Below are 24,042 nucleotides of genomic sequence, written 5' to 3' on the forward strand. Positions count from 1 at the left end.
GGTCTGTTCACGGCCTGGGCCTCACCATGTTCCAACGTCAGCAAGGTAACCACTATGGCGACGTCCTATAGCTATCCCGGCGTGTACGTGCAGGAACTGCAAAGCGCCTCCCACCCCATCACCGGCGTGCCGACTTCGATTACCGCCTTCGTGGGTTACACCAACAGCGGCATCGACAACAGGGCGCAGGAAATCTTCAGTTTCGGCGATTACGAGCGCTTGTATGGCGGCCTCGCCTCCGACAGCGAGGTGAGCTACGCGGTGCAGCAGTTCTTTCAGAACGGCGGCGCGCAAGCCTATGTCGTGCGAACACCGGCTGCATCGCTCGGCGCCACGGCTGCGAACGTGGTGTTTCAATCCTTCACTTTCGAAGCACTGAGCAGCGGTACCGCCGCGAACGCCAATCTGATGATCGACATCGACTACATCGGACTGAATCCGGACACGGGCAGCAAGAATGACAAGATCTTCAATCTGACGATCACCGACCTGGCCGGCGGTACAGTCGAATACTTCCCTTCCGTTGCCTACGACAACACCCTGAGCAACTGGGTGCAAACCGTCATCAACGATCCGGACAACGGCTCACAACTGATCAAGATGGATACGCCGAACGCGCTGCAGCTCGGCGCAATCAAGGCCCTTATCGGCGTGGGCATCGAACAAACCGGACTCGTAGGCACAGGCATCACGCCTTACAGTGTCGCCAGCGCGATCTGCGGTACGACGGCCATGGCTTCCGGCAATGTGGCTGTCACGGCAGGCAGCAACGAAGTGATCGGCACCGGCACGCACTTCAGCACCGAGTTGAAGTTCGGCCAGTGGATCACCATCGGCGCCGACACCACGCCATACCGCATTCTTGCAATCGCCAATGACACCAGCCTCACGCTGGCACAAAACGCCGGCACTACCCAGGCCGGTGTAGGCATCACCGTGGCCAACACCACCATACCGAACAAGGACTACGGGCTCACGCTGAGCACGAGCAATCCCGCCACGCCGCCGGCAGGGCTGCCGATGACGGTAAAGGTGATTCCCAAGAACAGCCAGTTGCCGATGACACTGAGCGGCCTCGCCACGCAGCTCCAACAAGCTTTCAACGCAGCGCTGGCGGTGCAGATGCCGGGTGCGACGGTGCAGATCACCGTAACGCAGTTGCCCGGTTCGCCAACTGCGCAGGCGCTCCGCATCAATGCCCTGCTCCCCGGCAACCCGGACGCGGTGATCAGCATCGCGGATCCGTCTGGCGCATCCACACTGCAAGCCTGCACCACGTACATCGGCCTTAAGGCCGGCACGACCACCAATAATGTCGCCCATTACGCGCTGGGTACGGGTCATGGCGGCTGGGGCGACCAAACCACTTCGGCCCTGGGCGCGGATGGCACGGGCCTGCCAGCCACCGCCGACATCATCGGCGACCAGGCATCGTTCACCGGCATCTACGCGTTGCAGAAAGTCGATCTGTTCAACCTCCTCTGCATTCCCGATGCGACGCGCGCCACCAAGGGCGACCCCTCCGCGCTGGATCCGAACATCAATACCAGCGCGATCTATAGTACGGCCGTCGCACTGTGCGACCAGCGGCGCGCGTTTCTGTTAATCGATTCGCCACCGAACGTCACTAGCGTGGCATCCGCAGTAGATTGGAAGAGCACGGGCCTGGGTGTGGTCGATGCAAACGGCGCCGCGTTCTTCCCGCGCCTGCGTCTCCCCGATCCGCTCAACAAGTATCAGTTGCGCACCTTCGCGCCGTGCGGTGTTGTCGCGGGCGTCTATGCCACCACCGACGGCAGTCGCGGCGTGTGGAAAGCGCCCGCGGGCACAGCCGCCGTGCTCAATGGCGTACAGAGCATGGCCTACAAGCTCAGCGACGCCGAAAACGGTGTACTCAATCCGCTGGGGCTTAACTGCATGCGCAACTTCCCCGTGTACGGTTCGGTGCTATGGGGTGCGCGCACGCTGATGGGTGCGGACGCGATGACGAACCAATGGAAATACGTACCGGTGCGGCGCACCGCGTTGTTCATCGAGGAAAGCCTTTATCGCGGCACGCAGTGGGTCGTGTTCGAACCGAACGATGAGCCGTTGTGGGCGTCCATCCGGCTTAACGTCGGAGGATTTATGCAAACCCTGTTCCTCAAGGGCGCCTTCCAGGGAAGCACGCCGCAGCAGGCCTATTTCGTCAAATGCGACGGCGAGACGACCACGCAAACCGATATCGACAACGGCATCGTCAACATTCTTGTCGGCTTCGCCCCGCTGAAGCCGGCGGAATTCGTGGTGATCCAGATCGAACAGATCGCCGGGCAGACGTCCTGATGTCGAACCGTCCTCATGAAGCTCCATCTTTTCCTTGTCGTCATTCCCGCGAAAGCCGAGGCCCATCCTCACTTTTACCCAAGAAAACCATCAAATCCCGCTTTCGCGGGAATGACGGCAAAGAGAGAACACGCATTGCCGATGGAACATGACCCGCGTCTTCTACGGAGATGAATCATGGCCGAATTCACTGCCAATCCCCAGCGCTTCGATCCTTACAAGAACTTCAAATTCCGCCTCAAATGGGGCGGACGCTATGTGGCCGGCGTTAGCAAGGTATCGGCGCTCAAGCGCACCACCGAGGTGGTCAAGCATCGCAACGGCGGCGATCCTAGCACCAGTCGCAAGTCGCCCGGGCGCAACGAGTTCGAGGCGATCACGCTGGAACGCGGCGTGACGCACGATCCCGATTTCGAAGCCTGGGCAGCCAAGGTATGGCAGGTCGGCGCCACGCTTGGGAGCGAAGTGTCTCTGGCGGATTTTCGCAAGGACGTGATCCTTGACTTCTACAACGAGGCCGGGCAACTGGCGATCAGCTACAAGATTTATCGCGCCTGGGTATCCGAATACCAGGCATTGCCGGATCTGGATGCCAACGCTAACGCCGTCGCCATTCAGCACATCAAGCTGGAAAACGAAGGCTGGGAGCGCGACACCTCGGTCACCGAGCCTACCGAGCCCAGTTACAACTCCACCGCGGCCTAGGACGTGATGATGCCTATGCTACCCCTCTCCGGCGAACGCTTGCTGGCCGCATGCGAACAGGCGCATGGCGAGTCCGCCATGTTACGCGCCATCACGCTGCTTGCTGCGGTGTTGCCGGAATGCGGGCGCGAACAAGTGCTGCAATGGCCGATCGCGCAGCGCAACCGTCTTTTGCTGCAACTGCATCGGATCAGCTTTGGCCCTTCGCTGGACGGCTATGCCGCCTGCACGCAATGCGGTACCGGCATGGAACTTCACCTGGCGGTCGCCGACGTACTGGATGACATCGACGAGAGCCGCGTACCCACGGGCCTCGAATGGCTCGAAGCGGATCAACCCAGATCGATGCGCCAGGCCACTAGCGCCGATTTGCTGGCCGCCGCCCAGGCTCCCAGCGAGGCGATAGCCGAAGAACGATTGTTGCTGCGCTGCATGGGCATGGACGAATCCTCCGCACCGACGCTTCCGGCAGACGCCATGCAGGCGGCACGCGTGCGCTTTGAGCAGCTGCATGCCGCTAGCCAGTTGCATTGCGTGATGCACTGTCCCGAATGCGATCACGAAGCCGCGTGGGAGCTCGATCCCGTGCACTTCGTGTGGCGGGAAGCACGGCGCGCCGCAGGCCGCCTGCTCAACGACGTCCACATGCTCGCCCTTAACTATGGCTGGAGCGAGGCGGACATTGTCTCGATGAACCCCAGGCGCCGCGAAACCTACCTGGAGTTGCTTGAGGCATGAGTCCTATCCTGCACAGGCTGATCAGTGACGCCCGCGGTGTAGATCAATCCGCCGTGCCGCGGATCGAGCCATTGCTCGCGCCGCACTTTGCCGGAAGGCCACGCGCTGGAGACATGTCGCCTTTGCGCGGAGTTCAAGCGCAAGTCGACGCGCCTGTGCATACGATGACAACGGCCGGCCTGGCGCATACGCGGGTGCCGCCGATGCGAACACGCAGCACGACCGTCGCCACGTCGCAAGCCGCACCCTCGACACACGCCGAACGCGCTCACGACGCGCAAATGGGCGAATCGGCCCAGGCGATAGCCTCGCCGGCACCGCTGGAGCAGGCACCCTCACACTTGCTGATCGAACACGTGCGCGAGGAACCCGTTGCACGCGACACGCTCCAACCGATCCTGCCGGCGACGGTCCCTCCAGAGCAGAGCGCACCTAAGGCAGCTCGTGCGACAGCCGGACCGTTGCACCTGGCGCAAGCCGTCGCAGGCCAAGCCCCCGCGATCGAAGAGCACACTCAAACCATCACCATCTCGATCGGCCGCGTCGAAGTGCGCAACGCACCGCCGCCCGCGCTGGCGCCATCGCGCCGCTCGACGTTCAAGCCAGGCATGAGCCTTGATGCCTTCCTCGGCCGTGGCAGGAGCGATGAACGATGAGCAATTACCTTGCCGTCGGCGGCGTTAGCGCGGTGTTGCGCTGGTTGTTGACCGATGCATTGACCAGCGGCGGTCCTAGCGTGATTCTCGGTGGCAGCAGCGCCGGCATCACTGTCACCTCGCCCGATCTGGTGCCGGTGGGCGCGGACGAGCAGCCGGGCGTGAACATTTTCATGTATTACGCCAGCCTCAATCCGGCGTTGCGTAATGTCAATCTTCCATCGCGTAATGCCTATGGCAATGCCATCAGCAATCCGCCACTCGCACTCAACCTGCACTACTTGGTCAGCGCCTACGGGAGCAAGCAGTTCGATCCGGAAATCCTTCTTGGCTGGGCCATGAAGGTGCTTCACGATACGCCGGTGGTACCCCGCCAGACGATTCAGGATGCGCTCGACGCGCTATTGCCCGGCGGCACGCACGAAGGTTCGTTGATCGACGGCTGTCTACTCGCCAGCCAGATCGAACACATCCGCATCACGCCGGAAACGCTCACCACCGAAGAGATCTATCGGTTATGGACCGCGTTCCAGACCAGCTATCGGCCTACTACGTCGTATCAGGTTTCGGTGGTCGTGATCCAGGACACCAATACCTATGCATCGAACCTTCCGGTGCAGACGCGTTCGGTGTTGGTGCTGCCAATGCAATCGCCGGTGATCGACAGCATCGTGCCGGGCGCGGTGGCCGCCGGCGGCACGTTCACCGTGCTGGGAGGCAACTTCGTGGGCGATGCGGCCAGCCAGACACTGGTGTCGATCGACGGCGCTGCCGGCATCGCGCCTGCCACGCTGCAAAGCAAGGCGTTGCGTGTGACGCTTCCATCAACATTGCAAGCCGGCACTCGACTGCTGCGCGTGCAGCGCACGGTCACCTTTCCCACGTCGTCAAAGCCGCATGCGGGCTTCAGCTCCAGCCCCATGCCATTCCAGTTGCTGCCGACGATCACCAACGCGACACCCAATCCCGTCGCGCAGAGCGGTTCGGTGACGATCACCGTATCGCCGTCGGTGGGCAGCATGCAGCAGGCCGCGCTTTATATCGGCGATATCGCTATCCCCATCGATCAGCGCCCCACCAGCGCACCGTTAAGTTCCAGCACGCTGGTCTTTCCGCTCGCCAACTCGGTGCCGGTGGGCACATATCCGCTCCGCATCGAGATCGACGGCGCGCAAAGCCGGCTCACCTTGGACACCACTACCGGAAGCCCGACCTTCGGTGAGTACCTGCCGCAATTGCAGGTGACGCCATGAACGCCGTCCGCACGCTTGCCAACGAATCCCTCTCGCAGGCATTGGATCGCGTCTACCGCAAACTCGTGACGGGAGCCGGCACGGAGACGCCGCAAGCGTCAGCCTCACTCCCCTACAACGCCGACGACGAAACACCGGGGCACCGCCTGCACGACCTGCAGGCCATGTTCGCCCTCAGTCCATTCGAACGCGATGTGCTGGTGTTGTGCCTGGGTTGCAGCATCGAAGCACGATTCGTGACAGCCTGCGCCGCCGCACACGAGAACGCGCAAGCCAACTGGCCCACCTTTGGGCTGGCACTGGCGACCTTGGACGATCCGCACTGGAGCGCCATCGGCCGTGCGCGGCCACTGCGCTACTGGACCCTTATCGAGATGGTGCGCCCGGCCGGCAACTACGCGCCGCTACTACACGCGCCGTTGCAGATCGACGAACGCATTCTGCATTACCTCCTCGGCGTGCCAGCTATTGAGGAACGGCTAGAAGCGCTAACGCACCCGTTCTCCGTCCCGTCGGACTCGGGCAATGCATTGCGTCGGGACAGTGCATTGCGCGATGGGCTTCGCCACTGGCTTGGCCATGCAGAGCAAGGCAAGGCCGTCTTGTTGTGTGGCGAACGCAGCGCGTCGCGTTCGTCGGCCTTCGTCGCGCTGTGCAAAGAAGCCGGCTTGAATCCATACAGCCTGTACGCAGCGGATCTTCCCGCCGCCGCGGAAGAGCGTAACACGCTGGCCCGCTTATGGACGCGTGAAGCGGCGCTGCAAAACGCAGCACTGTTTGTTCGCTGCAACGATGGCGACAACGTGCATATGCTGGCCGGATGGTTGGATCAGGTACAGGCCCCGGTCGCCGTGGATGCCCCATCGGGATCGTCGGCGGAACGACTGCCGGGCTTGCGCCTGGAAGTGCCGGAGCTTTCGGCCGAAGAACGCAAGGCGGCCTGGATCGATCAATTGGGTGACGTGTCGCGGCATCTCAATGGCACTCTGGATCGCATCGTCGAATACTTTCATTTCGACGCGGCCACGATCCAGGCTGCCGCGTCCATCGCACGGGAGACGGAGCTTGACGAGCATGAAGCGATTGAGCGAACCGCTTGGCGCATTTGCCGACAGCAGGGGCGCCGTTCGCTGGACAATCTCGCGCGCAGGATCGAGCCGCGCGCCGAGTGGTCAGACTTGATATTGCCACCCACGCAAACCGAGACGCTGCAGCAGATCGCCATTCACATGCGCCAGCGCGCCGTGGTCAACCAATGCTGGGGCTTCGCTGAACGCTACAGTCGCGGTCATGGCTTGAGCGCATTGTTCGCAGGAGCCAGCGGCACGGGCAAGACCATGGCCGCGGAAGTGCTCGCGCGCGAACTGGACCTGGACCTGTACCAGGTCGATCTCGCCGCTCTGGTCAGTAAATACATTGGCGAAACCGAAAAGAATCTGCGCCGCGTGTTCGATGCCGCGGAGGAAAGCGGTGCGGTGTTGCTGTTCGACGAATGCGACGCCTTGTTCGGAAAACGTAGCGAAGTGCGCGACAGCCACGACCGCTACGCGAATATGGAAGTGGCTTACCTTCTGCAACGCATGGATAGCTATCGCGGAGTGGCGATCCTCACGACCAATATGCGGCACTCGTTGGATTCGGCGTTCGTGCGGCGTATCCGCTTCATCGTGCAGTTTCCTTTCCCCGACGCAGCGTCGCGCGCACGCATCTGGCAAGGAATCTTCCCCAAGAACGCGCCGCTCGACCGGATCGACTACGAGCAGTTGTCGCAACTGAATATAGCCGGCGGCACGATCCGCAATATCGCCACACATGCGGCCTTCCTGGCGGCCGAGGCTGGTACGTCGATTGGCGCGCCACAGATTCTCGCCGCGTCGCGACTGGAATACGCGAAATTGGACAAGCCACTCACATCGTCGGAAACGAAGGGATGGGTATGAGCGCGTCACATCACCCGCGTCGCACGCGCTTGGCAGAAGCGGCCCCATCCCCTGCTCGCAGGAGAGGTCTGGGGTGGGCTGAGACCTTGCCTCAGCCCTCTCCGCCAGGCTTCACGCCCTCCCAACCTATCCCGGGGATCAGGGGCAAGGGCCCATTGGAGGCGCATCCCTCGCATGTGGCCGTACGTATCGATATCGGGACACTGTACTTGCACGGATATAGCACAGCACAGCAACGACGATTCCTGCGTACGTTGGAGACGCAACTCGCGCAAATGGCGACCGCTCGAACCGATTGGTCAGTGCTCGCATCGCGACATATTGCGCGCCTTGAGCCCTTCCAAGTGCGCGCGGGCACCACGCCCGAAGAGGCCGCGTCCATGGTCACGCAACAACTGTTTGACCTGTGCACAGGTCACGACACGGAGGACCTCCATGGCTAACGTGTCGCCGCTGCTACGCAAGGGCGCCATTCTCACGCTCGACCCGACGCTGGGAATTCCTCTCGGCAAGATCATGCTGCAATACAACCCCGACACGATCACGCGCTCGCTCAAACCGCAAAGCGTAGGCGACGAACCCGATCGAACCGAGATCCTTCGCCTTAAGGGCCCGCCGATCGAAACCATCAAGTGCGAGATCGAGATCGACGCGACCGATCAGCTGGCCGATAGCGATGCCACTACGATGTCGCTGGGCATCCAGCCACAGCTATCGCTGTTGGAACTCTTGCTCTATCCGAGCAGCGGCACGCTGATCGTCAACGAAGTACTGTCGCTGTTCGGAACCATCGAGATTCTACCGATGGAATCGGCGCTCACCGTCTTCGCATGGAGCAACCAGCGCGTGACGCCGGTGCGCATTACCGAGATGGAGATCACCGAGGAGGCCTTCGATCCTCAGCTCAACCCGATCCGCGCCAAGGTTTCGCTTGGCCTGCGCGTGTTGAGCGTAAACGACGTCGGCTTCCTCACGCCTGCGGGTGCGTTGTATCTGGTCTACCAGACCAGCAAAGAAGCCATGGCGCAGATGGGATAGGGGAACCGATATGGATCAGGCGCTCGCTTCGCTCATCACCTCAGCGGCCGGCACCGGCGCACCGACGCTTACCTCCAGCCGCTACTACGGCTCGGCCACTTGCCCATACACTCTGCCGAACGGCACGCAGGTGATGTATCTAGCACGGCGCATTCTGCCGCAGGCTGGCATCTATCAAGCCGTGCAGACCTATGTGGTGGTAGACGGCGATCGCCTGGACAATCTCGCCGCGAAGTTTCTCGGCGATCCGCTGCTGTATTGGATGATCTGCGATGCCAACAACAGCACGGATCTCGATGCGCTCACCGCTCAAGTCGGTCGCAGCATCCTGATTCCGATGTCGTCGAGCATTCCTCCCGGAGCGCGCTATGGCTAGCCCGCTCTACCTCACGCTGATGGCCGGACCGGGCGTCGCACTGCCGGTGCCCAAGCCGCTTATCGATGCACTGGTGTCAGCCGAAGTGACCGAGTCCGCCACAGGGAAAAGCGGCTTCCAGCTTACGTTCACGCTGGCCGACAACTCGATTCTGGAAACCTTCTTCCTGCTTGCCGCGTCCGCGCCCATTCCCTTGCTGCGCGTTGTGTTGATGGCGAATTTTGGCGGCCTGCCGCAAATCGTGGTGGACGGCATCGTGCTGCACCACGAAGTGGTGCCCGACGCGATGAAAGGATCGTCCAAGCTGGTGGTCACCGGCCAGGATCTTTCGGCGCTGATGGACCTGATCGATTTTACCGGCCTGCCCTATCCCGGCATGGGTCCGGATCTGCGCGTGCTCACCATCCTTGCCAAATACGCGGCGTTCGGCGTGGTTCCGGAAGTGATTCCGATGCTGATACCGGACATCGAAGTACCGGTCGTTTCCACGCCCTCGCAGAAGAGTACCGACCTTTCCTACATCCAGCAGTTGGCCAAGGACTGCGGCTACGTGTTCTACATGGTTCCCGGTCCGCTACCCGGCATGAGCCAGGCGTATTGGGGACCGATGATACGCATCGGCATGCCGCAACAATGCTTGAACGTGAATCTGGACTGCTGGACCAACGTGGAGAGTCTCAACTTCAAATACGAGCCGCAGCACTCGGTGTTGCCAATCGTGTTCTCGCAGGATCAGTACACCAAGCTGGTGTTTCCGATTCCAATTCCGCCGATCACACCGTTCAATCCGCCGCTTGGCATCGCCGTGCCGATTCCGCAGAAAGTGGAACAACTCGACGAGACCGCGAAGCTGCCGATCGGCCAGGCGATCATGCAAGGCATGGCGCGCGCAGTCGAAAGCGCTGACGTCGTGACCAGCGAAGGGTCGCTGGATGTATTGCGTTACGGCGACATTTTGCGTGCGCGCAGCCTGGTGGGCATGCGCGGCGCAGGCATCGCCTTCGACGGCATGTATTACGTGGACAGCGTCACGCATCACCTGAAGCCCGGCGAATACAAGCAGAACTTCGTGCTCAAGCGCAATGCGCTGATCGCGAACACGCCGATCGTGCCTTCGTTGCCGTTCTGACCGAGTCGACACGGAGCCCGCCCATGAGCAAGTCCGGCAAGCACTACGGCAAATACCGCGGCACGGTGCTCGACAACATCGATCCGATGCAAATGGGCCGGCTGATGGTGCAGATCGCCGATGTATCCAACGTGCTTCCTTCCACGTGGGCAATGCCATGCCTGCCGTTCGGCGGCATTCAGTCCGGCATGTTCGTAGCGCCGGCGATCGGTTCGGGCGTGTGGATCGAATTCGAGCAAGGCAATCCGGATTACCCCATCTGGGTCGGGTGCTTTTGGGGATCGGCAGCAGAAGTTCCCGCGCTCGCATTGGCCACGCCGCCGGGGCTGCAAAGCATGGTGATGCAAACCACGCTGCAGAATACGCTGATGATCAGCGACGCGCCCGGTCCGACCGGCGGCATTCTGCTGAAGACCACCGCGGGCGCGATGATTTCGATCTCCGAAATCGGGATCACCATCAGCAACGGCCAGGGCGCCACCATCGTGATGGCGGGCCCAAGCGTCACCATCAACGAAGGCGCGCTGGAGGTAATCTGATGCCCGGCCCACTTCTCCAGCAAGGCGCAACGGTCGTGTGCATGCACGGCGGTCAGGCCATGCCGACGGTGCCCAACCCCGCGGTAACGCTAAGCGGCATGCCCAGCTCCCTGTTGCCTGAGCCGTGGAGTGTGATCGGATGCGCCGGCATCCCGCCGGCCGGCATTCCTCCTTGCGTTACGGCCCAGTGGACAGCGGGTACCACCCGCGTAACATCGTTCGGCCAACCCTTGCTTGTACTGAGCAGCACGGCCGTATGCATGCCGACCGGTACGCCGTTGCTTCCGGTCGTCGCACAACTTCGCGTGACGGCGATGTGAGGGGCCAATGAACATCGCCTTCCCTTATCAACTCGACACCAGCGGCCACACCGCGCAAGTTGACGTTTCACAGCACGTCGCCGACATGATCGAGCAGATCCTGTTCACCTCGCCCGGCGAGCGCGTGAACCGTCCCACCTTCGGCAGCGGCACGGCGCAACTGGTCTTCGCGCCGAACAGCGACGTGCTGGCAATGGCGCAGCAGAACGTGATCCAGGCGAGTCTGCAGATGTGGCTGTCGGATCTGATCCGGGTGCAATCGGTCACTGCAGTCGCCGACGATGCGACCTTGCAAATCACCGTGGTCTACACCCTGCTGCAAACCCAACAGCAGCAAACGCAGCAATTCGTCTACGGTAGCGGCCCGGGACCAAGCCCATGATCTACTTCTGCGCCCAGAAGAGTCGCCGCGACCTGGTCTTGCGCAGTGCGCTTCTCAACGGCATCGACTACCTGGAAGTGGTGAGCGACCACCCGGGGTGCGGCAAGCAATTGGCCGTTACCTTCTTGAAGGACGCGCGCGGCCTGCAGCTCGCGCCGGCAAACGTCGTCGTCAGCGGCGATACCGTGCTGAACGTGGTCGCCGTGCATGCCGCCACCGACGAAGACCCGCAGCTGGTCATTGTTGACCTCGACCACACCGGCGATTTCTCGCCCTATACGCTTACGCTGGTCGGTCTGCCCGGCGGCATCGATCCGCCGGCAGGACTCGATCCGCAGCTTTCGGCACTGACGTTCTCGTTCAAGGCGGACTGCCCGTCACCGGTCGATTGCCGCGTCGAATCGTGTTGCCCCTTGCCGGCCATCGCGCCACCCGACATCAACTACCTGGCCAAGGATTACAGCGGTTTCGTCCAGGTGATGCGTGATCGCATGGCGGTACTGGTACCGGGTTGGAACGAAACGCATGCGGCGGACATCGGCATCGCCATCATCGAAGCGCTGGCCTATGCCGCCGACCATCTGAGCTACCAGCAGGATGCCGTGAGCACGGAGGCCTACATCGGCACCGCGCGCAGCCGCATTTCGTTGCGCCGGCATGCGCGGCTGGTAGATTACACCGTAGGCGAAGGCTGCAATGCGCGCGCATGGGTCTACCTGGAAACCCTGATCGATGGATTGCCCGTACCGAAAGACACCGCGTTCTATGTACGCACGCCGGGCGAGGCCGCAGTCGTCGATCCGCTTGACCTACCCCACGCAAGCCTGTTGAGGAACAGCACGCAACCGATCTTCAGCAGCCTCTGCGATGCAAGGCTGTACCAGGAACAGAACGAGATCCACTTCTACACCTGGGGCGACAGCGATTGCTGCCTGCCAGTCGGCGCCACGCAGGCAGCGCTGGTCAATACGCTCGGCACGCTGGCCGTAGGCACCGTGCTGATCTTCGAGGAAGTGGTGGGACCGCGGACGGGAAGCCCGGATGACGCTGACCCCATGCATCGCTGGGCTGTGCGGCTGACTGGCGTGCGTACGACGAGCGACAACGGCACCGCACTGAGCGATCCGCTCAACGGCCAGGCCATCACGGAGGTGAGCTGGTCGAGCGACGACGCGCTGCCGTTTCCGCTGTGCCTTTCATCCACCTACACCGGCGACGACGGTCCCGTTCAACTGTTCGATGTCAGCGTGGCGCGGGGCAATATCGTGCCTTCCGACCACGGCATCGCCGTGCGGGATGAGGTGCTTGGCGTCGTGCCCGATCTTCCGCCGGAACCGCAAGTGGAAACCAGTTGCGCGTGCGATACAGAGACGATTGCAGCCGCATCCATGCTGCCGCCGCACGCGCGCTTCTATCCGCAACTCGCACAAACACCGCTGACTTTTGCGCACGCCTACGACGCCAGCGCACCCGCCAGTGCGTTCGCTACGGGAATGCCCAGCACCGCATCGGCAATGATCGCCGTCTACAGCGACGACGGACGCACCTGGACTGCCACCGAAGACATGCTTTCCAGCCGTGCCAACAGCAACAGCTTTGTGCCGGAGGTCGAATATGATGGCTCGGCGTTCCTGCGCTTTGGCGACGGCCAATACGGCGAGGCGCCCGATCCCGGTTTGCAATTCACCGCCGACTACCGCGTGGGCAATGGCAGTCAAGGCAACGTCGGCCACGACACGATCGCGCACATGATCGGCAACCCCAAGCAGATCCGTAGCGTGCGCAATCCGCTGGCGGCGACGGGCGGCGTGGACCCGGAAAGTATGGAACACATTCGCCAGTACGCGCCGTTTGCGTTCCAGGCGCAGGAGCGCTGCGTCACCGAAGACGACTACGGCACGATGACCGCGACCTTCCCCGGCGTCCGCCAGGCGCGCGGCAGCCTGCGCTGGACCGGAAGCTGGTACACCGCCTTCGTATCGGTGGAAGCACAAGGCGCGCTATCACAGCAGCTTGTTCACGATACCAAACATCGTTTGAATCTTCTGCGCATGCTCGGCGTTGACGTGGCCGTGGAAGCGGCCAAGATCGTCGGGCTCGATATCGTGCTGCGCATTTGCGTGGCGCCCGATCATTTCCGCGGCGACGTGTATGCTGCGCTGCTGAAGCTGTTCATTACCGGCGACCAGTGCGGCGGGCAACGCGGCCTGCTCAATGCTGACAACTTCGTCTTCGGCGAATCCGTCTATGCGAGCCCGCTGATCGCCGCCGCACAGTCCGTGGATGGCGTGGTGTCGGCAACCTTGGTGACATTTGGCCGCCTGGACAAACCTTGGGTTAACGGCACGGTGAAGGGCTATATCGCCCTCGCCCGCCTGGAAATCGCCCGCTGCGATAACGATCCCAATCACCTCGACCGCGGCGTGTTCGCGCTGCAACTGGATGGTGGAAAATGAGCGTGTGCCCGGCTACGACGGAACAGCTGTGCGGTTGCTGCATCGGCATTGCGTTGGAGACGCCGGAATACATCGGTAATCGTCCCGCCTTGCCGGCCATCGCCTATCGCGTCGGACGTTATGCCACGTTCGACGCAAGCATGCTGGCCTGCCTTTCGCCAGACGCGTACAAACCCATGGGTTTACTGCGCACGCGCGAGAGCAGTGACTATACCATCGCCCTGCTCGACAGTTGGGCGGTGGTGCTGGATATCCTGACGTTCTATCAGGAACGCTTCGCGAACGAAGCGCATCTGCGTACGGCGGTCGATCAACGTTCGGTGTTCGAACTGTCGCGACTGATCGGCTATGTGCCTTCGCCTGGCGTGGCCGCTTCCGCCGTGCTGGCTTTCACGCTTTCCGATGCACCTGGCTCGCCCGATAACGTGACGATACCGGCCGGTACGCGCGTGCAGAGTGTGCCAGGACCGGGACAGACGCCGCAGGTGTTCGAAACCAGCACGGCCATCACCGCCATCATCGATTACAACGCCTTGCCGGCGCAGACGGCGGTGCCATGGCAACTGGCGGGCAGCGACACCTTTACCTGGTTCAAAGGCACGGCCAACAACATCAACGTGGGCGACATGCTGTTGTTTGTCCGAGCCAAGAACGGTGTGCCCAACGGCACCGGGCCTGGCGATGCGCACTACGTGGTTGCGGTCAACGTCGACAACAACGGCGGCAACACGCAGGTGACATGGGATGCGCCATTGAACAGCGACTTCCCTGCCGGGCTCGGGACGCAGGACGTTTGCGTCTACATTTTCCGAAAAAAAGCCGCGCTCTATGGCGCGCAGGCCCCCAACGCCGCGTCGCTGCCCTATTCGGCCGTCCAATACGTGGGAGGCTCGCCTGGCGCCGTAGGTCTCGACTGGGATTACGACCAATACGGCTACGGTAGCGACCAGATCAGTCTGGATGCGTCCTATGCAGGGCTGACACCCGCATCCGGTGCGCCGCAATGGATCGTGCTCACCACAACACGGGACGTCATCGTGTTCTTCCAGATCACGAATGCGAACGACGGCAATCCCAATTTCTACACGCTCACCACCAAGGTCACGCAGCTCACGCTCGCCCTGGGCCAGGTGATCGCGCCGCCCGGTACTTATGCGCTGGACGACGTCCTGGCATATTTTACTGCGGAAACGCGCGGCACTACCGCTTACGTGCAGAGCGTGCAGCTGACGCCGGCCGGTTTGCCGTTGACACAATGGAGCGGCTCCTACACGTTGTCATCAGGGATGCTCGCACCTGTAGCAGGAAACAAGGTGACGGTGACGGGCGGGCAATTGGTCGTGCCGGGCCAGCCGACGGGCCTTTCAGGCAAGCGCGTACGCATCCAGGTGCAGCCGGGCGCAAGCGCCAGCTTCACACCCGCACAATCCAGCGCTGAGCTGACGGTTGCCGACGACCAGATCTTCCTGGTCGACGCCTATCCGCCGCAGCCGGACCATAGCGGCACGCCGGCGTGGTCGGTTATCAGCTTGAACGGTGTTGCCGGCACGCTGCGGCTGGACGATGCCTACGTGAAACTGTTGCCCGCCGACAAGAACGATGCCGTGGCGAGCGAAGCGGCACTGGTCAGCACAACCCAGGTCAACGGCGACCTTTCCGCCATCGGCCTGGACGACGCCCTGGCACGCATCTACGACGCCAGCACAGTCAAGCTGAATGCGAACGCCGTCAGTGCCACGCAAGGCGAGACCGTGCAAGAGCTGCTGGGCTCAGGCGACGCTACCAATGCCGCGCTGACGTTTACGCTTAAGCAGACACCGCTCACCTATGTCTCGTCCACCAGCAACAACGGCACGAAGTCCACGCTGCAGGTGTGGGTGAACAATCTTCAATGGCACGAGGTGACCAATCTCCTCGCTGCCGGCCCTGCTGATCGCGTGTTCGTGACGCGGGCGAACGCGAGCGGACAGACCATGGTGCAGTTCGGCGACGGCATCAACGGTGCGCGCACGCCGACTGGGCAGATGAATATCCGTGCGATCTATCGCAAAGGCATCGGCAGCGCCGGCAACGTAATCGCTGGACAGCTTTCGCAGGCGCTGGATCGGCCGCAGGGTTTGAAATCCGCCACTAATCCCGGCGCCGCATCCGGCGGTGCGGACCCGGCAACGGCGGACGACGCGCGTGCGCGCGCTCCGCTGCCAACGCTCACGCTCGCCCGCGTGGTATCGCTGGAGGACTATCAGAACTATGCGCTTAACTTCGGTGGCATTGCCAAGGCTGCCGCATCGTGGACGTATTTCAACGGCAGGCGCGGTGTCTTCCTCAGCGTGGCAGGCGCAGACGGTACGACGTTCCAGCCGGATGATCCGGTGATCATGCATCTGATCCAGTCGCTGCAGACCTACGGTAACCCGTACGTGCCCTTGCAGGTGGTCTCCTACGTGCCGGTGCCGTTCCAGATCGCGGCGAGCGTCCGCGTCGATACCGACGATTACGACAACAAGGCCGTGCTGGCGCAGGTGTGGCAGAACATCACCGATGTATTTGCTTTTGATCGCCGGCAGCTCGGTCAAAACGTGACAGCCAGCGAAATCATCGAGATTGTACAGCAGACGCCCGGCGTGGTCGCCACACGCCTCACGGCGCTGTTCGTCTCCACCGACCCGACCGGCATGGTACCCGCGCAACTCTGCGCGGCCAGCGCGCAACCGCCGCTTGGCGCGCAAATGCTGCAACTGGATCCGGCCTGCGAAAACGCCTTCGGAGCATGGACATGAGCCTCGACGCCGCCGGCCTGTATGCATTGATGCCCGCGGTCTACCGCACGCGCGACGCCGTGAGCGGCGGACCGCTGCAAGCCTTGTTCAAAGTGCTCGCGCTGCAGGCGGGCATGGTCGAGGAGAATATCCAGCAGCTCTACGATGATGAGTTCGTCGAGACCTGCATGCCGTGGGTCATTCCGTATATTGGCGACCTGATTGGCTACAACAGCATCTATCAGATCGCCGCAGGAATCGACAGTCGCGCCGAAGTGGCCAATACCATCGGCTACCGGCGGCGCAAGGGAACGCCCATCGCATTGCAGCAGGTAGCCACGAACGTTTCCGGTCGACCCGCCGTGGTGGTTGAGGAATTTCGGCGCGTGATCACCACACAAAGCATGCGCCTGCCACGACCGCATCACGTGGCGTGCCTCAATCTGCGCTGCAGCGACGTGCTCGAAAACCTGCACGACACCGCGTTCGATCTGAGCAGCCGTACAGTGGAAGTGAGGCGCATCGCGCCGCGCCTACGCAACATCGCGACCCCCGATCCGGCACCGATCGACATCGCCCTTCATGGTGGCGGGCGTTTCAATGTACCGGATATCGCCGTGCATCTGTGGCGGTGCCAGCCGTGGTTTGTCGATCACGCGCCGGCCTTCGTCATCGATGCGCATCGCTTCAAGTTCCATCCGATCGGCCTGGACGCGCCGCTGTTTTCACTGCCGCCGACTTATCCTGCCTTCACGCACATCAATACGCGCCTGGACGTACCGCAGCCGATCCGGCGCGGTGAATTCGAACGCCAGTTGACGGATTTCTACGGCCCTAGCCTCATGCTCTACGCTGACGGCGTAGTTGTGCCCGTGACCCAGATCTATAGCGCGAATCTTGCCGATCGCCCGAACGGCACATGGTGCAAAGTCGCCGCTGGCAAGATCGCGATCGATCCCGAACTCGGTCGCATCCAGTACGCCGCCGATCTCACGCCGCCGCAATCGCTACGCCTGAGCTACACCTACGGTTTTCCGGCGGCTATCGGCGGCGGTCCTTACGACCGCACGGCCACCCTCGGCCAGGAAATGCCGACCGCCCATCCCGAACAAGCGCAGTTCTTTGCGCAAGTGGGCACGGCGGCATTTCCCGATCTCGCCAGCGCCGTCGCGCAGTGGAATCTGTTGCCGGCAGGCTCCACCGGCATCATCGTGCTCACAGGCTTTGAGCGCTATGCGATCGACCTCACCGGCGCGAATGCGATTTTACTCGCGTCGGGAAGCACGCTCGCCATCGCCGCCGCTGTGCCGGTACCGTCCGGCGGTGCGCGCGACATGGTCTGGAACAACGCCTGCGTCACCCTGCGCGGCAACATCACCGTGCAAGGGCTTCCGCCACCGGCGATGCCCGAGGGCGAAACGGCGCCACCCGGGCAGTTGATCGTCAATGGCCTATGGATCGAAGGGCAGCTCGTGATGGGCGGCAACGCCGCCATGATACAGATGTCCGACTGCACGCTGATACCCGGGCTGGGTGCGGCCAATCCTGGGGTCTCGCCATGCGAACCGGGCGTGGTCGTCGGCAACGACAGTACGTTCTGCATGGCCCGCTGCATTAGCGGTCCGATCGCCGCAAACGTGGCCGGCAGCGTGCGCGTATGCAATAGCATCGTCGACGCAAACTCGCCGTGCTGTGTGGCGTATGCCGGTCTCGACGGCTATTCGCCCGGCGCCGATCTTCATATCGAAGACAGCACGGTAATCGGCAAAGTCCGCACGCGCACTCTGCAGCTCGCGTCCAATACTATCTTCTTCGCACGCCTTGGACGGCACGATCCGTGGCCAGCGGCGCTGTGGTGCAGTCGCCGACAAACCGGTTGCGTGCGCTTTTGCTCGCTGCCGCGCGAGGCCATCACACCGCGACGTTACGAGTGCCTGCCGCCCGATGCCAGTAGCGCGGCCAGGTTCACGCCAAGCTTCATCACGTTGAGCTATGGCCACCCTGCCTACGCACTACTCAGCGGCGTTACGCCCATCGCTGTGTGGCGCGGCGCGGATGATGGCTCGCAAATGGGTGTGTATCACCAAATCCAGGAAACCCAGGCGGTATCCAACGTGCAGATCCGCACCCCCGAATATCTGCCGGTGATGCTGGAAGCGGGCATCTTCCTGCATCCCTCGCAGCCCATGTTGCGTCCCGCACCGCCCGCGTTCAGTTACTACCACCGGGCAGCGAGCTGCTGCGGCGACGACGATGACGACTCGGCGAACCTGCCGGGTATCGGTTCGAATTTGCTGTAGATACATGAACATGACATCCCGCCAGGAGCTTCACATGGTCATCATTCCTGCGTTCGCGGGAATGGCGGCAAAAATCAGGCGAGATCTACGACATACCTACACAGGGTAAAGGCCATGAAAGGTGATTTCAGCCGGATTCGCTTCGAGCCGAACAAGCATTACACGGACGTGCTCGATCAACAGGGCCGTGTGGCTTACGACGCGGATCACAATGAACAGCGCTTTATCGACGGCCACCGGCGCACGGCGCAGACCATCGACACGATTGGCCCTTACGGGGCGCCCATGGGCGACGCCGGCTTCGCCATCAGCATCGTGGGTGGAAACCTGCAGATCGGCGCCGGACGCTACTACGTGCTGGGCCTTCTGTGCGAGAACCCGGACGCGATTTACTACGACCAGCAGCCGTTCCTTCTCGACGGTGGCGATACCGGCAATCCGACGTTCCTGCTGGAAGAATTGTTGCGCCAACGGGACGCTTGTCTGTGCGTTTATCTGGAAGTGTGGCAGCGCATGGTCACCGCACTGGACGACGATTGCCTGGGCGAACCGGCGCTAGGCCAGGCGGATACGACCGTGCGCATGCAGACGGTTTGGCGCGTGGTGGCAAGCTTGCTCATACCCAAGAGCTCATCGAAAGGAACGCTGACGAATCCAGCGAGTGAAAACGCGACGGCGAGTTCGTCGCTTACGCTTCGAGAAGCGGTACTGCAGGCCAGCGCGAACATGAATGCCGTCCATCTCAAGGCGGCGACGCCCGCGGCGGCGACGGAGAACCCGGCATTTACCGACGCTGCGCTCGGCGATGTATCCGCGACACATCAAGCCACCGGCTGCAGCTGCGCGGCGATGTACAAACAATTGCCGCTGGCGCACACCGGCACGCTATGCGCCGGGCTCGCCGACAACGGCGGCGATTGCGGTTGCCAGCCGATCCCGGCTGCCGGCTATACCGGCCAGGAGAATCAGCTCTATCGCTTCGAGATCCAACACACCGGATCGTTGAGCACCGCCACGTTCAAGTGGTCGCGAGAGAATGCGTCCATCGTGGCCGCCGTCCTCGCCGTCACCGGAAACAAGGTGACGGTCAGTAGCCTAGGCATGGACGCCAATCTCGGCTTCCAGGAAGGTCAGTGGGTAGAGATCGGCGATGACAACGATCTGTTCGGCGAAACGCCGAATCAACCCGGCAAGCTGTATCAGATCCAAAGCATCGATCGCCCCTCGCTGACAGTCACGATGACGACGACGGTGCAGCCGGTAGATACCGCACGTCACGCACGCATGCGTCGTTGGGATCAGAGCGACGCTAGCGCCGGTACCGCAGGGCAGCCATTGTCCGACAACTGGATCGACATCGAAAATGGTATCCGCGTGCGCTTCGGCAAAGGCCATTACTTCGCTGGCGACGCGTGGGTGGTTCCGGCGCGCAGTGCGACGGGCGACATCGATTGGCCGCCGTGCGGCAGCAATGGCGATTGTTTTCAGCCGCCGCACTACGCGATGGTGTACCGCGCACCGCTCGCATGCATTCACTCGAACAACGCGTTCAACCGCGCCGCGCTAGACATCAATGAAAGTGTCGGAAACTATGGCGGTCGCTTCAAGGTCGACGACTGCCGGCGCCTCTTTCCAAGCCTTACCGATATCGGCAACCTGGCCAATGCAAACGCGCTGCACATTACTGGCATCAGCTGGAACAACGATCGCGCGATGACCTTCGATGCGCTGATCAAGCAAGGTCTGACGGTGACGTTCGATCAACCGCCCGATAGCCCACTCACGCCCGCGAATTTCATCGTCACGTTCGAGATGCCGATGGTGGCGCAGGCGGAGTACGGAACGATGCAGAACGCATTCGCCTTGAATACCTTGAACCCTTCCCCGCCTGCTCCCGCGGCGTCGCCGGCACCCGCACCCGCGCCGGCGACGCCCGCGCCGGCAGCCGGCGTCGATAAAAACCTGCTCAAAGATATACAGTTTCGCCTGCTTCCTACGCCGACGACGATCCGCTCGCCGTTCATCGTCGATTCGAGCGTGGCCGCCAACGGTAACGACGTCGTGTGGAGCCTACCTATCCAGGGGGTCAGCAAAAGCCAGCTAACGGAATTGGAAGCGATCGACTTGGCGCTGGCAGCTTCCGCGCGGCAGGGGTTGCCGGCGCGCGTGCGCGTGAAACTGCCCGGCCACATGCTTTATGCGACTACCGCCGCGGGCAAGCAGTTGTATCTGGATGGACAGGTATTCGGCATCACCGCCGGATCGGCCAACATTGCATTCAATGAGCAGTACGTCGACCTGCAATTCCCGAGCGGTAACGACATGCGGGCCAGCGATTTCGAAAGCTGGTTTTATCTTTATCCCGCGCTGGCGGTGCAAAGCGTGAGCTTTACTTACAGCCAGGTCACCGTTGCCGATGAAAATGGGAATACCGTGGTGACCAGCACCATGCCGGCAGCCGCCACCAGTCCGGTAGTGCAGCAGGCAACGATTGCCTTGAATTATTCGGCACTGCAAGCCACCACCGTGCAACTGGCGATGTCGGGCGATGCCAGCATTGCCAGCGTACCTGCGTCGGTGACAGTACCAGCCGGCGAAAGCAGCGTAACGGTGGATGTGACGCTGCAAGGTGTTCCGCCGAACGCCGGCACGGACTCGTTCACGCTTACGGCGTCGCTGCCTTCGGCACTGGGCTTCGCCACGTCGCAAACCGCTTCGTTCAGTGTCACCGGCACCCTCTTCTTCAAATAGCCATCGGGAGCTCGCCATGCGTGCCGTGTGGTCGTTCTGGAGCAAGCCTTATCAAGCCCGTAAGGGACGGACCTGGCGGGAACCGCATCATCACCTGCTCGCCTGGGGTTTGTCGCTACGGCAAGCGAGAAAACACTATCCGGACACCATGCTGGTGACCGACAAGGCTGGCAAGGCACTGCTGATCGACCAGCTGGGCCTGGATTTCAAGCACGTCAGCACCGAACTGGACGCATTGCGTGACGTGGACATTGGCTGGTGGGCGCTCGGCAAGGTGTATGCGTACAGCTTGCAAGATCGACCGTTCATCCATCTGGATACTGACGTATTCCTCTGGAAGCCATTGCCGTCGAGCGTGGCCCAGTCGCCGGTGTTCGCGCAGTCGCCGGAGTTCCATCCCGGCGTTGGTCCAGACTGCCCGCCCGCGAAAGTCGAAGCGGCGTTCGCGAAATATGACCTGGAGTTGCCGCGGGAATGGGAATGGTCTCGCTCGCTCGGCGAATCGTCTTTCCGCGAGGAAAACTGCGGCATCCTCGGTGGACAACGCCACGACTTCCTGCGCTATTACGCACAGCTTGCCTTGCGCATGGTGCGTGACCCGATCCACGTACCCGCGTGGCGGGAGCTGCCAAACAAGGACGGTTACAACATGATGGTCGAACAGTTCCTGCTGTCGGCCTGCCTGGATTACCACCGCATCCATCCGCAATCGCCTTATCGCGACGTAAGGGTCGGCTATCTGCTACCGAATTGGGCAGACGCGTTCGATTCGTCGAAGGTCGCGCAAGTGGGATACACCCACTTGCTCGGCGACAGCAAGGCCGACGGAGCGGTAATGCAACGGCTAGAACGACGCATGCAAAGCGAAGATCGCAATTTCTACCGACACTGTCTGTGGCTCGGTCAACGCCTGGCCGGCGCGTGACATGGACAAACGCCCAGCCAAGCCGATCGGTGATGTGGTTCGTCCTGCTAGCGCGCGCAAGCAAGGCGGCAATGCCGCGTCATCGTCGGCGCAACGGACAAAGGGGCCGCAAGCCACCAGCAACGCGACGCCGAAAGCACCGACGCACATTCCCGCTTTGGCGCCAAACGAACACGCTGCAGGTCGCCCCTTGAGCCCCGAACTGCAGTCTCACTTCGCCACGCGCATGCAAGCCGATCTGAGCAACGTGCGCATCCATACCGACGAAGCGGCCGCACGATCGGCGGCCGACATGCACGCGAAAGCCTATACCATCGGCAAGGACATCGTCTTCGGTGCGCAACGCTATCAACCTGAAACGCGCGGCGGCGAGCGCTTATTGGCCCACGAATTGGCGCACACGGCGCAAACCAGCGACACCGCCGCATCAACCGTCAGCAAGCCGACAGACGAGAGCGAACGCGACGCCGACCGCGTGGCCGACGCCGTAACCCGAGGAGATCACGCGACGCCGCGCGCCAAAGCCAATGCGGCCATTCAACGCGAGCCGCTGAACGACAAGGATGCTTCCAAGCACGAACCCCTGCTCGATCGCATGTTGGACAAGGCTTCACCTTTGCTCGCCGCGTCGACAGGCTCGACCACCTTGAACAACTTTGATACCGGCAAGTCCGATCTCAAGCCCAAGCATCTCGCCGAGCTTCGAAAAACCGCGCAGACGATCACGGTACTGCTGCGCCAGTACCCGAACTCCACCGTCACCATCATCGGCCATACCGATACCGTAGGAACGGAAGCACGCAATCTCGCGCTCGGTCAGGCCCGCGCTACCGCAGCAGCGGATGCACTGGAAAAATTCGGCGTGCCCGCCGCCATCGTCACCACTACCAGCGCCGGCGAAGGTCCGCCACAGGCCGTGAAGACCAAGGACGAAGTGCCGAATGTGCAAAACCGTCGCGTCGAAGTGCGCTTCGACCCGAAAGCGTCACCCATCCCCAGCATCGTGCCCAAGCTGGAGCCCAAGAAGCAGGACGAGCCAAGCATCTTTGCACAACCGCCCCCGCCGCCGATCATCGACCTGCGTATTCACCCCCATGACGACGACATGCATCCCGTGGGGCCCTACCGCCACGACGATGCACCACCCAATTTGTGGAAGCCGATTCCGCCGGCCCCGAAAGGTACCGGACCGAAATCCGCTCTGGATATCATCGGCGAAAGGATCATCGATCCGGTCGTCGATGGCGTTGCGCATGGCTTGTCCAAGGACATGCGCGACAAGATCAAACAAGCAGCACGCGACGCGGTGAAATCAGGCGTCGCAAAGGGCGCAAGGGCGGCTGCCGAAGCCGCCGGCTTAAGGGACACGAAGGGACTGGATGCCGTCGAGAAGGCGACGGAAGCGGCTATCCAAGAAAAGGGACGCACGCCGCCATGATCAATCCGATCT

Annotated in this window: 17 protein-coding genes; all 17 read left to right on the forward strand. The window is 62.1% G+C overall.

The annotated features are described in order from the left end of the window. Nucleotides 1-54: 54 nt before the first annotated feature. The 17 genes from OUZ49_RS05590 to OUZ49_RS05670 all read left to right on the forward strand — a co-directional run bounded on the left by OUZ49_RS05590 (nucleotide 55) and on the right by OUZ49_RS05670 (nucleotide 24,030). The gene (locus OUZ49_RS05590) at nucleotides 55-2,325 is read left to right on the forward strand and encodes a phage tail sheath family protein (RefSeq protein ID WP_266149002.1); all 2,271 of its coding nucleotides are present in this window, start codon (nucleotides 55-57) and stop codon (nucleotides 2,323-2,325) included. A 177-nt stretch (nucleotides 2,326-2,502) separates the two neighbouring features. Further along, nucleotides 2,503-3,030 (forward strand): phage tail protein, encoded by a 528-nt coding sequence (locus tag OUZ49_RS05595; RefSeq protein ID WP_266149004.1) that lies wholly within the window; start codon nucleotides 2,503-2,505, stop codon nucleotides 3,028-3,030. A gap of 9 nt (nucleotides 3,031-3,039) precedes the next feature. Further along, nucleotides 3,040-3,768: a hypothetical protein gene (locus OUZ49_RS05600; protein ID WP_266149006.1), complete on the forward strand. Its 729-nt coding sequence runs from the start codon at nucleotides 3,040-3,042 to the stop codon at nucleotides 3,766-3,768. 155 nt (nucleotides 3,769-3,923) lie between these two features. Further along, nucleotides 3,924-4,424 (forward strand): hypothetical protein, encoded by a 501-nt coding sequence (locus OUZ49_RS05605; protein ID WP_266149008.1) that lies wholly within the window; start codon nucleotides 3,924-3,926, stop codon nucleotides 4,422-4,424. Continuing rightward, complete coding sequence (locus OUZ49_RS05610; protein ID WP_266149010.1) at nucleotides 4,421-5,677, forward strand: Pvc16 family protein; 1,257 nt, start codon at nucleotides 4,421-4,423, stop codon at nucleotides 5,675-5,677. The genes OUZ49_RS05605 and OUZ49_RS05610 overlap by 4 nt, the downstream gene beginning before the upstream one ends. Next, nucleotides 5,674-7,617: an ATP-binding protein gene (locus OUZ49_RS05615; RefSeq protein ID WP_266149012.1), complete on the forward strand. Its 1,944-nt coding sequence runs from the start codon at nucleotides 5,674-5,676 to the stop codon at nucleotides 7,615-7,617. The genes OUZ49_RS05610 and OUZ49_RS05615 overlap by 4 nt, the downstream gene beginning before the upstream one ends. A 435-nt stretch (nucleotides 7,618-8,052) precedes the next feature. Continuing rightward, nucleotides 8,053-8,655, forward strand: a complete 603-nt coding sequence (locus OUZ49_RS05620; RefSeq protein ID WP_266149014.1) for a hypothetical protein — start codon at nucleotides 8,053-8,055, stop codon at nucleotides 8,653-8,655. A 10-nt stretch (nucleotides 8,656-8,665) separates the two neighbouring features. Then, on the forward strand, nucleotides 8,666-9,031 hold the full coding sequence (locus OUZ49_RS05625) for a LysM peptidoglycan-binding domain-containing protein (RefSeq protein WP_266149016.1): 366 nt from the start codon (nucleotides 8,666-8,668) through the stop codon (nucleotides 9,029-9,031). Then, nucleotides 9,024-10,160 carry a hypothetical protein gene (locus OUZ49_RS05630; protein WP_266149018.1) on the forward strand — a complete coding sequence of 379 codons (1,137 nt, stop codon included), beginning with the start codon at nucleotides 9,024-9,026 and terminating at the stop codon, nucleotides 10,158-10,160. Before OUZ49_RS05625 ends, OUZ49_RS05630 begins: the two co-directional genes overlap by 8 nt. A gap of 23 nt (nucleotides 10,161-10,183) precedes the next feature. After that, nucleotides 10,184-10,699, forward strand: coding sequence for a phage baseplate assembly protein V (locus OUZ49_RS05635; protein ID WP_266149020.1), 516 nt, complete (start codon nucleotides 10,184-10,186; stop codon nucleotides 10,697-10,699). A 327-nt stretch (nucleotides 10,700-11,026) separates the two neighbouring features. Further along, nucleotides 11,027-11,401 (forward strand): GPW/gp25 family protein, encoded by a 375-nt coding sequence (locus OUZ49_RS05640; protein WP_266149021.1) that lies wholly within the window; start codon nucleotides 11,027-11,029, stop codon nucleotides 11,399-11,401. Further along, nucleotides 11,398-13,857, forward strand: a complete 2,460-nt coding sequence (locus OUZ49_RS05645; RefSeq protein ID WP_266149023.1) for a baseplate J/gp47 family protein — start codon at nucleotides 11,398-11,400, stop codon at nucleotides 13,855-13,857. Before OUZ49_RS05640 ends, OUZ49_RS05645 begins: the two co-directional genes overlap by 4 nt. Next, a complete protein-coding gene (locus tag OUZ49_RS05650; protein WP_266149025.1) occupies nucleotides 13,854-16,637 on the forward strand; it encodes a putative baseplate assembly protein in 2,784 nt (927 codons plus the stop codon). Before OUZ49_RS05645 ends, OUZ49_RS05650 begins: the two co-directional genes overlap by 4 nt. Continuing rightward, entirely contained in the window at nucleotides 16,634-18,916 is a 2,283-nt protein-coding gene (locus OUZ49_RS05655) for a hypothetical protein (RefSeq protein WP_266149026.1), read from the forward strand. The genes OUZ49_RS05650 and OUZ49_RS05655 overlap by 4 nt, the downstream gene beginning before the upstream one ends. Before the next feature lie 114 nt (nucleotides 18,917-19,030). Further along, entirely contained in the window at nucleotides 19,031-21,667 is a 2,637-nt protein-coding gene (locus OUZ49_RS05660) for a DUF6519 domain-containing protein (protein ID WP_266149027.1), read from the forward strand. 16 nt (nucleotides 21,668-21,683) lie between these two features. Beyond that, nucleotides 21,684-22,592, forward strand: coding sequence for a DUF6734 family protein (locus OUZ49_RS05665; RefSeq protein WP_266149028.1), 909 nt, complete (start codon nucleotides 21,684-21,686; stop codon nucleotides 22,590-22,592). Between the two features lies 1 nt (nucleotide 22,593). Then, a complete protein-coding gene (locus tag OUZ49_RS05670; protein ID WP_266149029.1) occupies nucleotides 22,594-24,030 on the forward strand; it encodes an eCIS core domain-containing protein in 1,437 nt (478 codons plus the stop codon). The last annotated feature ends 12 nt before the right edge of the window (nucleotides 24,031-24,042 follow it).

This window comes from Dyella halodurans, from assembly GCF_026283925.1.
In the GTDB taxonomy this organism is placed as follows: Bacteria; Pseudomonadota; Gammaproteobacteria; order Xanthomonadales; family Rhodanobacteraceae; genus Dyella; species Dyella halodurans.

Coding starts and splice junctions, on each gene's coding strand:
- OUZ49_RS05590 (WP_266149002.1), top strand. CDS start 55: ATGGCGACGTCCTATAGCTATCCCGGCGTGTACGTGCAGGAACTGCAA.
- OUZ49_RS05595 (WP_266149004.1), top strand. CDS start 2,503: ATGGCCGAATTCACTGCCAATCCCCAGCGCTTCGATCCTTACAAGAAC.
- OUZ49_RS05600 (WP_266149006.1), top strand. CDS start 3,040: ATGCCTATGCTACCCCTCTCCGGCGAACGCTTGCTGGCCGCATGCGAA.
- OUZ49_RS05610 (WP_266149010.1), top strand. CDS start 4,421: ATGAGCAATTACCTTGCCGTCGGCGGCGTTAGCGCGGTGTTGCGCTGG.
- OUZ49_RS05615 (WP_266149012.1), top strand. CDS start 5,674: ATGAACGCCGTCCGCACGCTTGCCAACGAATCCCTCTCGCAGGCATTG.
- OUZ49_RS05620 (WP_266149014.1), top strand. CDS start 8,053: ATGGCTAACGTGTCGCCGCTGCTACGCAAGGGCGCCATTCTCACGCTC.
- OUZ49_RS05625 (WP_266149016.1), top strand. CDS start 8,666: ATGGATCAGGCGCTCGCTTCGCTCATCACCTCAGCGGCCGGCACCGGC.
- OUZ49_RS05630 (WP_266149018.1), top strand. CDS start 9,024: ATGGCTAGCCCGCTCTACCTCACGCTGATGGCCGGACCGGGCGTCGCA.
- OUZ49_RS05635 (WP_266149020.1), top strand. CDS start 10,184: ATGAGCAAGTCCGGCAAGCACTACGGCAAATACCGCGGCACGGTGCTC.
- OUZ49_RS05640 (WP_266149021.1), top strand. CDS start 11,027: ATGAACATCGCCTTCCCTTATCAACTCGACACCAGCGGCCACACCGCG.
- OUZ49_RS05645 (WP_266149023.1), top strand. CDS start 11,398: ATGATCTACTTCTGCGCCCAGAAGAGTCGCCGCGACCTGGTCTTGCGC.
- OUZ49_RS05650 (WP_266149025.1), top strand. CDS start 13,854: ATGAGCGTGTGCCCGGCTACGACGGAACAGCTGTGCGGTTGCTGCATC.
- OUZ49_RS05655 (WP_266149026.1), top strand. CDS start 16,634: ATGAGCCTCGACGCCGCCGGCCTGTATGCATTGATGCCCGCGGTCTAC.
- OUZ49_RS05660 (WP_266149027.1), top strand. CDS start 19,031: ATGAAAGGTGATTTCAGCCGGATTCGCTTCGAGCCGAACAAGCATTAC.
- OUZ49_RS05665 (WP_266149028.1), top strand. CDS start 21,684: ATGCGTGCCGTGTGGTCGTTCTGGAGCAAGCCTTATCAAGCCCGTAAG.
- OUZ49_RS05670 (WP_266149029.1), top strand. CDS start 22,594: ATGGACAAACGCCCAGCCAAGCCGATCGGTGATGTGGTTCGTCCTGCT.